Genomic DNA, 9,246 nt, shown 5'->3' on the forward strand with positions numbered 1-9,246 from the left:
CACCCAATGCTGAATGCCCACTCCCGGTACTGTGTACTAACTTGATCCATGGCGCCAGGAACCAGAACACCGAATGCGCGGAAACCACCCGATGAATGCGCCGGATTGCCCCGCGACCTGAACACCGGAATAGCGGCTAAAACCTTAGCCGAACCGGGGGGCTGTTTACTTGCGAGGCCAAACACCGGAACCGACACCAAACCCAAGAACACTGGAGCCAGGCATTTAACGCCGCGCACAACGGCGCCCTGACAAGGGCGTCCGGCGGCCGCAGGCCGCGTATTGATGCGCCTGGTTAAGGGCCGTTCACCCGATTACTTATTTTGGCACCCAATGCTGAATGCCCACTCCCGGTACTGTGTACTAACTTGACCCATGGCGCCAGGAACCAGAACACCGAATGCGCGGAAACCACCCAATGAATACGCCGGACTGCCCCGCGACCTGAGCACCGAATTACCGGCCAAAACAATTGCCAGACTGAGGGCTGTGTTCTGCCTGCCGGCAACCACTGAAATAGCAGCCAAACACCAAACCCAAGAACACTGGAGCCAGGCCTTTAACGCAATTGTTCAGCGGCAGCCTTGTCAGAGCGAAGCGGCGACAAGGCTGTCCGGTGGAGGGCCTTCCGGCCCGGAACGAACTGGAACAACTGGTTAGAAGCCGAGAGCGTGCTGATTGGATTGGGCTAAGTCCCTTAGCTTTGAATTGAGTCCAGTCTTGCGGGTTATTAGCTTGAAATCATCGTCTGAGCAGTGACTCATAAGCTGGTTGATATCCTCAAGCGAGGATACGGCTAAGAACTGCTTCAAAGAGGATAGGTAAACAAGAGCCTTTTTATCTCTTTTTACGAGCTCTAACACGTTATTGATCGTGCCCGGGCTTTTTCCATCCCATATCATCAACCCATAATCCGCGACCGCGGCCATCTCGATGTCTTTTTTGGTGTAAAAGTCCCGACCGCTTATTTTCGGGTCTACCTCAACGTGATGACCCTCCCAGTTACCCAAGTTGTTTCGGCAAACGCTGCCCGAACAGTAGACGGTTACATTGCGGTAGTTTCGTTCAAAGAGGAACTTCTGGACAGCTTTGTCCGCTCCGTTAGCATCCCCTACCAAAACCATATAGGAACCAGCCATTACATTCTCTAGGCGTTTCTGGACCTGTTCATTCAGTCGGCTAAGCTTTCGCGAGCCAGCAATGAAAACGCTAGTCATCGATTGCTCCTGGTTTTGGTCATAGTGAGAACATATACATTCTGCACTTCTGCGCGCTCATATAGAAGCTTCGTTGCAGCTTTTAAGGTTGCACCTGACCTGTAGAGGTCATCTATCAAAAGAACATTCTTCCCCTTGAGATCATCACACTGCTCCAGGTACAAGCGCTCCTCCAGCAGTCGGCTTCTCTCCTCGGTATCTGTAACGTTTTTTAGCTCAGGCCCGCCAACACTCTTGCACAGAATACCCTCCAGTACGGGAACTTCCCGGCGAACACCAAGTGCCCGAGCAATTTCTACAACAGGTTGCACTGGTCGAGCATGGTTGCTAGAAGGAACAGGAATAATGTAATCCATTGTTTCTATTCCGGTAATTTTATCTAGTAGCTCAACGATTTTCTGCACCTTCGTCGCATCAGAACGATACTTCAGTTGATACAGAAGCTCACCGATTTCGCTCCTGGTATTTTCCCACTGATCGTGACCAAATTCGTTTACACCGAGGTAAGTGCTGCTAAGGGTGTGAACATCGAAAGCAAATCCATTTTTCCAGTTCCCTTTTAATTTTATCGTCATCGTCAAAGGTCTCCTTTACCTTCTAACGCCGTGGTAATGGGCGCCAACGGAGCAACGCGTAGTTGGCGTCCCGTTGACCACATGGTTAGTTGCTTGTAAACGCAAGCGATAAAATCGCAAGGACAAAGATAATAAGAGTGCAGAGTTTCTGCATGTTTAGCATTTTCTTAAACTCGGCATCAGGTATCGGCTTGTCATTCCCGACATGATCCCAGCCTCCCGGTTGGCGATCTTCTATGCTGGCAACTACTCCGTTGAACCAAACAGCAGACAAAACAAAAAGGCCCGCAGGAAGCCAGTGCAAACCAGTGAAGTAATCTATTGCCAAACCTAATAAAAAGCAGCCAGCCGAAACGAGAAGCAGAACTCTAAAATCGATATCGTTCATGGCCATATTGCAACTAACGCTGCGCACAACGGCGCCCTGACAAGGGCGTCCGGCGGCCGCAGGCCGCGTATTGATGCGCCTGGTTAAGGGCCGCTCACCCGATTACTTATTTGGGCACCCAAAGCTGAATGCCCACTCCCGGTACTGTGTACTAACTTGACCCATGGCGCCAGGAACCAGAACACCAAATGAACGGAAGCTGACCAATGAATGCGCCAGATGGCCCCGCGACCTGAACACCAGATTGGCTGACAAAACCGATACCAGACTGAGGGCTGTTTTCCGCCCGCAGGCAACCACCGGAACCGACACCAAACACCGCGCCCAAGAACACTGGAGCCAGGCCTTTAACGCCAATATTCAGCGGCGGCCTTTGCGTAGCGAAGCGCAGAAAAGGCCGTCCGGTGGAGGCCCATCAGGGCCGGAACGAACTGCAATGACTGGTTATGTGTTTGGGCGTTCATTGAACAAAATTCTGTTTGAAAACGGATCTATCACTTCGAACACCCTATCGCCCCAAGGTGCAGTCGTAATTTCTGGCCGAGAGTACCTGTAGCCTTTTGAAGTCAATTCGCTGTGCAGAGCTTCAAGCTCATCAGTGTTCACAAAGGTTTTAGAACCGGGAGTACAATCTCCCGAGTGCTCGCTGAGGTGAAAGACCAGATCACCTCTAGAAACCTGAAAGTAGATCGGAAGGCCCGGCTCAAATCGATGCTCCCAATCCAGCGACATGCCGAGGAAACCCAGGTAAAACTCTTTGGCCTTAGCATCATCGAAGATTCGGATGATTGAGATGGCTTGAAATTGCATCCATGCTCTCCTTACACATAACGCCGCGCTCACCGGCAATTTTGGAGCGCAGCGGAAAAATTGTCCGAGTGCAGCGCTTTGTTATGTATTGCTTGCACGCTGGTATTTCGTAGTCTTCTCGGCAATTCCGAGACTAAGTTGACCATTAGAGTTTGCCGTCTCCCTAGATTCTACATACTCCATATATTTATGCAGCAAACCTAAATATTTGGCCACTTCTTTTAAGGAAAGGCGCCTTAGTATTTCAGCAGTAATTGGTCTCTTCTCTTCCCAAAAAATGCTCGCATCGTAAAACTTTCTAGCTGGCTCAGACATAAGGAGAGAGTGTATAAATTTCGCTTCACCCTCTGTCTTAAATGAAAGAAAATTGACGGTGTCATCGAAGATGACAGGCTTTCCATCAATTGGACCAACTAGACAAAAATTCAGCTTTTTGTATAGCCCTGATATCGCCACTTTCCAAGGAAGGAAAGTGTATTCCCCCACACCAAAAATGGAAAACTTTGGTTTTCCACGGTATATCGAACTCTTTCTAGAATCTAATAGATGAGCATGGTTCTCGAGATATTTGTATGTTTTAGGCCCCTCCGATTTTATTCTATCTGTATTTTCACCTACAGATCTTTGGGTAACCACTACCCAGCGTCTGCAAATATCTGTTCTTGAGTTACCAATATCAGAACTCTTCAGAAGCGGATAAACAAATGTCGACTCAATATCTACTTTAGTTTTGAAGCCATTCTCATAAGCGTCATTCTGCTTGGCTAGCTCCATAACTTTCGAGCAATCATGTTTTAGCCCTGAGCGCCAAATATAGACTGAATCTTGCCCGCGGAGACTTCTGTATTTTTCATAGGTCTCAATATCTCTGACAACAAAACTATCCCTCTCCCCAATGATATAGGCTGGGTCAGTTGACTCGAGACTGTCAAAAACCTCGCAATCCGCATTGCCTATATCGGTTGTAAGAACAAACAAACATGCGTCAACGGCAGCCGAGAAGTATTTCATCGCATCAATTGAATAGATGTGCCCAAAGAGACGATGCTCCTTGTTCTGGCGTAACTTACGCATAATCTTACGCGCGACAGAATACTTACATAGCATTGCCAACGCGCCATCATGCTTTTCCAGCCAGTCAACATGACGAAGAAGCATCCATTCAGATATATCAAAATTACCTGAACCTGTTATAGCCTCGATTCCACGGCGCCCTTGAAAGTTAGTTTTTTCAGGCAGATTTTCGCTATTAAGAATGCCTAATTCACTGCTAGTTACCCATGGCGGATTACCGAGAATCAACAGGCTGCCTGTATTTTGATTTAGCACTTCCTCCCAATCCAATAGAAAGAAGTCACCTTGGTTAATAGAAACCCGTTCGGCGTGATTTGGTTCAATTGAAGCTCTAGTATCCGAAACGTACTCTGGATTTACTTCATACGCTACGATTTTCGATTCAGTGAAACCACTTAAAGCAGCTCTCACAAATGCGCCTTTTCCGCAAGTTGGCTCAATTATCAAATCAGGCGAAATGTGATGATTCTTTTTTAGAACCTCAACGACACGCGTGGCTAGGTTGCTTGGAGTTTGAAAATCACCAAATTGCCATTTGTCTAATGTCTTTGCCATATCATCTAATCCTTAGAACGCCATCGACGTCACCAGCCTTGTCGATAACCCTTCGATATTGAAGCCTCCATTGCAAAGCATTAGATATAGTTAAATACCCAATCCTGGGCGGATGTTTAAGGATTCTCTCTGCCAGTTCATTTGCACTAATTTCGTCGAGCGGAAGATTTCTTTCGACTAAAAATGCGCTGATATCATCAAGATTTCCGTCTCTATTGAGAATCTCTACAAGTCCTTTTGTGGTCTGGTAATCAGCGGTTGCTTCTTTTTCAACGAAAATCGTGTGCTTCATATCCAGCCTGCCAGTGCGATTCTCGTGATCGTCATACTTCTCGTAGACAAATACAAGCAGACTGTATCCAAGCCCATAAACTTTCTGAGTGGCCGACTTGAAAGGGCACGACGATTGAGGCTGTTTAATGCTTGTAACCTTTATATCCACACCCAACCCTGGCAAATCAATGCCCGATGCAGAGTTGCCTCTTGATAAGAGTAGTTCTCAGCAAGGTAGGCTGTAAATTTGTGCTCCAGGTATGTTCCGACCGCCTTTCCGTCAGTAACGCCATATAGCGTAGGCTCGTCATACTTGGTCTCAATTTCCGCGAATTTCGCAGCCTCTTTGCCAAGCTGATCAATAGTTAATTCTTTCTTCATGTTACCTCTGGTGTGGGTTGTACATAACGCCAAAATAAGCGGCGCGCGTAAACGCGTCCGATGGAGGCCCGAAGGGCCGGAATGAACTTGATTGATTTGTTAGGGCTTCTCCGATATATTTGTACGGAGTTTCCGTACATAACGGTGGTTTTGTGGACATAATCAGTGTGAACAAATTCAGGGATAACCTGAAAAGCCTTGTAGAGCAAGTTGTTAGCAGGCATGAGCCACTCAAGGTGACGCGTCGTGCCGGAGAGGCGTTCGTGGTTATGAGTGCTGAAGACTGGGAAAGAGAGCAAGAAACCCTGCATGTCCTTCAGAGTCGAGACCTGATGCAACAGATTGCGGCTTCTCTCGGTACTCACAGCCGTGGCCAGGGATACACACCTAATGACGAGCAGATGAATGAGATCACTGGTATTTGAGGGTGGCACTTGGGAAGCATATGAAAAGATGCGCGAAAAAGACAAGAAGCTGCACAAAGCCCTCTGCAAACTGCTGAAAGAAATGATTCGCTCGGAGGACCCATCAACTGGCACCGGCAAGCCTGAACCGCTCAAACACAATCTGTCAGGATTGTGGTCAAGACGCATTTCACAGAAGGACAGGCTCGTATACCGATTCGATGACAAAGCCATTTACATTTTCGCCATTGGAGGGCACTACGACCAGCCCTAACGCTGGCGTAACGGGCCGTTTTGTGGAGCGGCAGCGGAACAAAGCGGTCCCGTTGACGCATTGGTTATCGATCGTCGTACTCTCCGATCTTGTCGAGCAGCCAATCAGCCAAGGGCGTTGGCACTAGAAGGTCGAGAGAGCCAGTGCTCCATCTACCCACTCCTTCATCATGCAGTAGCCCCTTGGAAATGAGTTCAGAGCAATACATTTTTAAGGCGGCCTCAGACAGATAGGGAAGACTGTCAATTAAGGGAGGCACATCATCAATAATTTTATTTTCAGTGACAGATATGATCCTGAGCCCCTCAAAACTCTCTCTTTCAGATACCCGTAGTGTTGTAATAATTGTCAAAATTTTTATGTGGGTATCAGTTAAATCTGAGATTAGGCGAACCGCCGCTTCTGTTTCATCCCACTGCCGATCACCCCCAAGGCAGTTTCCGACCAGTCTAGCAAATCTTTTAATTCTCTCTTCAGATCTTGTTCTCACCACGTTCTCATACGCAGCTTGGAATAGGTCGAAAAAACCTTCTTCATCGTCCTTTTCTATGGTGCATGATTCGAGTTTCTCTAATCTCCGACCGATCTCCTCAAGGAAAATTTCGGTACGCTTTTGGACGAATTCCTGCCCTCTTTTGCTCAGAATCAAATCGATTGCACTACCCACGTAAGGTAGCGCTAAAACCAGAGATCTCGTTGAGGTTGAATCACCATATAAAAGAGACCCTCGTGTTAAGAGAGGAACATCTTTTTGTGAAGCAATCTCGTGCTTTCTACTCTTGCTCACGAATCCACCCTCGATAACGCTGAGGTAACCGGCGCCGGAGCGTCAGCGGAGGGAACCAAAAGCGCCACGCTTTTGGCGTCCGGTTGACCGACTGGTTAAGGGCCGGTTACCCGTTGTTTTGTATTGGCACCCAGTACTGAATGCCGACTCCCGGTACTGTGTACTAACTCGAACTATGGCGCCAGGAACCACGGCACTGAATGGGCGGGTTTTGTCCGAGGTAAAGCCGGATAGCCCCGCGACCTGAATGCCAGATTACCGGCCAAAACCACTACCAGACTGAGGGCTGTTTTCTGCCGAGGCCAAACACCGAAACCGGCCGCAAACACCACACCCAAGAACACGACAGCCAGGCCTTTAACGCCGCGCACAACGGCGCCCTGACAAGGGCGTCCGGCGGCCGCAGGCCGCGTATTGATGCGCCTGGTTAAGGGCCGTTCACCCGATTACTTATTTGGGCACCCAAAGTCGAATGCCCACTCCCGACACCTTGCACCAGGCTGACCCATGGCGCCAGGAATCAGAACACCAAATGGACGGAAGCTGACCAATGAATGCGCCGGATTGTCCCGCGACCTGAGCACCGAATTACCGGCCAAAACAATTGCCAGACTGAGGGCTGTGTTCTGCCTGCCGGCAACCGCTGAAATAGCAGCCAAACACCAAACCCAAGAACACTGGAGCCAGGCCTTTAACGCTGCGCACAACGGCGCCCTGACAAGGGCGTCCGGCGGCCGCAGGCCGCGTATTGATGCGCCTGGTTAAGGGCCGCTCACCCGATTACTTATTTGGGCACCCAAAGTCGAATGCCCACTCCCGGTACTGTGTACTAACTTGATCCATGGCGCCAGGAACCAGAACACCGAATGGACGGAAGCTGACCAATGAATGCGCCGGATTGCCCCGCGACCCAAACACCGAATTGGCCGCGAAAACCGTCGCCAAACCGAGGGCTGTGTTCTGCCCGAAGACAACTGACAGCCAGTGACCAAACACCAAACCCAAGAACGCCGGAGCCAGGCATTTAACGCTGAAGCACAGCGGCGCCCTGACAAGGGCGTCCGGTGGCCGTAGGCCACGAACTGCTGCGACTGGTTAGATGCCGGAGCTGCCCGGCAATTTATTGCGGCACCCAATGCTGAATGCCTACTCCCGATACTTTGCACCAGCGCAACCCATGGCGCTAGGAACCAGAACACTGAACAAGCGGAAACAGCCCGATGTTTACGCCGGATGGCCCCGCGACCCAAACACCGAATTGGCCGCGAAAACCGTCGCCAAACCGAGGGCTGTGTTCTGCCCGAAGACAACTGACAGCCAGTGACCAAACACCAAACCCAAGAACGCCGGAGCCAGGCATTTAACGCTTGCAGCACGCGCGCCCTTGTAATGGAGCCGAAGGCGCAATGAAAAGGGCGTCGCCGTGCCTGCACTTGTTATGCACTAATCTACCGGGCATGTATTTGTGCAAACCTGGTAGGACTCTCGGCAAGCCCGCAGAGTTTCAGTTTTAAAACCAACTTGATTACCTTGGGATACACAGGATGAATAGCTCGTAGAACACTCCCTAACACAAGACGGCTCAAGATCACTGACATCAATATCTTTGATACTATATGCACACCCACTGGCGACAACATTGATTGCTAGAATTATAAATGCGTTTCTGATCATTCCTTGCCTCCCAACCCCCAGATTAGCCAAGGAAGGCCATGTAGCGCCTTGCCCTCGGCTGGTGCGAAGTGCTATGCGCACTCATCGCTGACTATACGATGCCGCCAATAATTCGTAGTAGTCCGGCCTCTCAGAAACCGGCTCAAGCAGGTCCGAGTAAAGCCGCTTGATCGACTCCCCGCCAAAGTACAGATAGTCACCGCCCGCAAGACCAACGAAATATTCCATGCTTGGGCCAACGACGCTTTCTACCATATCCTTGGAGAAGGATATCAATTCAACCTTCCTCATGAGCTTACACCGAAAAAATTTATACGAGACATGACCATCAATGCTCGTACGAACCTCTTCTGAAGCTATATTTTTGTTACAGAAACAGAATGCAGACGTATACGCCTCGAATGCCGAGACCGCTTTTTTTCCTTCAAATCTGTATGAGTACGGCCACCCATTGGAATTAATGCTGCGCTCAATCTCATGAGTAACAATAGCTGCGCTTTCGGAGACTTCGTCTGAGTAGCCAGCGCCCATAAATACAGCCATTTTCAACCTTGAACTTTGATTCGCATCGTCAAATGGTGCTTCATCAATGAATTTGACGAGGTCTGATTTAGCCACAACGAGCGGCAAGTCACGGGCAACATACCAAACGACAAAAGCTCCAAGGCGCTCAAATGGTAGTTTCATACAATGGCACCGTCCGTCCCTTCTGCATAACGCGGAGCACAGCGGCGACCTTGGAGTGGCGACGAAGGAGCCACGTAAAGGGCGTCCGGCGGCCGCAGGCCGCGTACTGATGCGAATTGTTAGATGCCGGTTACCCGGCACTTTATT

General features: G+C 49.5%; 11 protein-coding genes. 2 read left to right on the forward strand and 9 right to left on the reverse strand.

Annotated elements, in window-relative coordinates; all coding sequences use genetic code 11:
- Window positions 1-656 precede the first annotated feature (656 nt).
- The 7 genes from QPL96_RS18875 to QPL96_RS18905 form a co-directional block, all read right to left on the reverse strand.
- Window positions 657-1,217, reverse strand: a complete 561-nt coding sequence (locus tag QPL96_RS18875) for a hypothetical protein (RefSeq protein ID WP_303288831.1) — start codon at window positions 1,215-1,217, stop codon at window positions 657-659.
- Window positions 1,214-1,792 (reverse strand): ComF family protein, encoded by a 579-nt coding sequence (locus tag QPL96_RS18880; protein WP_303288832.1) that lies wholly within the window; start codon window positions 1,790-1,792, stop codon window positions 1,214-1,216. The genes QPL96_RS18875 and QPL96_RS18880 overlap by 4 nt, the downstream gene beginning before the upstream one ends.
- Window positions 1,793-1,877: 85 nt before the next feature.
- On the reverse strand, window positions 1,878-2,180 hold the full coding sequence (locus QPL96_RS18885) for a hypothetical protein (protein ID WP_303288833.1): 303 nt from the start codon (window positions 2,178-2,180) through the stop codon (window positions 1,878-1,880).
- A gap of 444 nt (window positions 2,181-2,624) precedes the next feature.
- Window positions 2,625-2,990 carry a glyoxalase superfamily protein gene (locus tag QPL96_RS18890; protein ID WP_303288834.1) on the reverse strand — a complete coding sequence of 122 codons (366 nt, stop codon included), beginning with the start codon at window positions 2,988-2,990 and terminating at the stop codon, window positions 2,625-2,627.
- 81 nt (window positions 2,991-3,071) lie between these two features.
- Window positions 3,072-4,619 carry a hypothetical protein gene (locus tag QPL96_RS18895; RefSeq protein ID WP_303288835.1) on the reverse strand — a complete coding sequence of 516 codons (1,548 nt, stop codon included), beginning with the start codon at window positions 4,617-4,619 and terminating at the stop codon, window positions 3,072-3,074.
- Window position 4,620: 1 nt separating this feature from the next.
- Window positions 4,621-5,061, reverse strand: coding sequence for a hypothetical protein (locus QPL96_RS18900; RefSeq protein ID WP_303288836.1), 441 nt, complete (start codon window positions 5,059-5,061; stop codon window positions 4,621-4,623).
- Complete coding sequence (locus tag QPL96_RS18905) at window positions 5,052-5,273, reverse strand: hypothetical protein (RefSeq protein WP_303288837.1); 222 nt, start codon at window positions 5,271-5,273, stop codon at window positions 5,052-5,054. The genes QPL96_RS18900 and QPL96_RS18905 overlap by 10 nt, the downstream gene beginning before the upstream one ends.
- Window positions 5,274-5,425: 152 nt before the next feature.
- On the opposite strand from QPL96_RS18905, the gene QPL96_RS18910 reads away from it, so the two are divergent.
- Both QPL96_RS18910 and QPL96_RS18915 read left to right on the forward strand, forming a co-directional pair.
- On the forward strand, window positions 5,426-5,698 hold the full coding sequence (locus tag QPL96_RS18910) for a type II toxin-antitoxin system Phd/YefM family antitoxin (protein WP_303288838.1): 273 nt from the start codon (window positions 5,426-5,428) through the stop codon (window positions 5,696-5,698).
- Entirely contained in the window at window positions 5,679-5,951 is a 273-nt protein-coding gene (locus QPL96_RS18915; RefSeq protein ID WP_303288839.1) for a Txe/YoeB family addiction module toxin, read from the forward strand. The genes QPL96_RS18910 and QPL96_RS18915 overlap by 20 nt, the downstream gene beginning before the upstream one ends.
- A 64-nt stretch (window positions 5,952-6,015) precedes the next feature.
- Here the strand turns inward: QPL96_RS18915 and QPL96_RS18920 are convergent, their stop codons facing one another.
- Entirely contained in the window at window positions 6,016-6,738 is a 723-nt protein-coding gene (locus QPL96_RS18920; RefSeq protein ID WP_303288840.1) for a hypothetical protein, read from the reverse strand.
- A 1,755-nt stretch (window positions 6,739-8,493) separates the two neighbouring features.
- Entirely contained in the window at window positions 8,494-9,099 is a 606-nt protein-coding gene (locus tag QPL96_RS18925; protein WP_289102769.1) for a hypothetical protein, read from the reverse strand.
- Between the last annotated feature and the right edge of the window lie 147 nt (window positions 9,100-9,246).

Source organism: Marinobacter sp. SS8-8, from assembly GCF_030540945.1.
In the GTDB taxonomy this organism is placed as follows: Bacteria; Pseudomonadota; Gammaproteobacteria; order Pseudomonadales; family Oleiphilaceae; genus Marinobacter.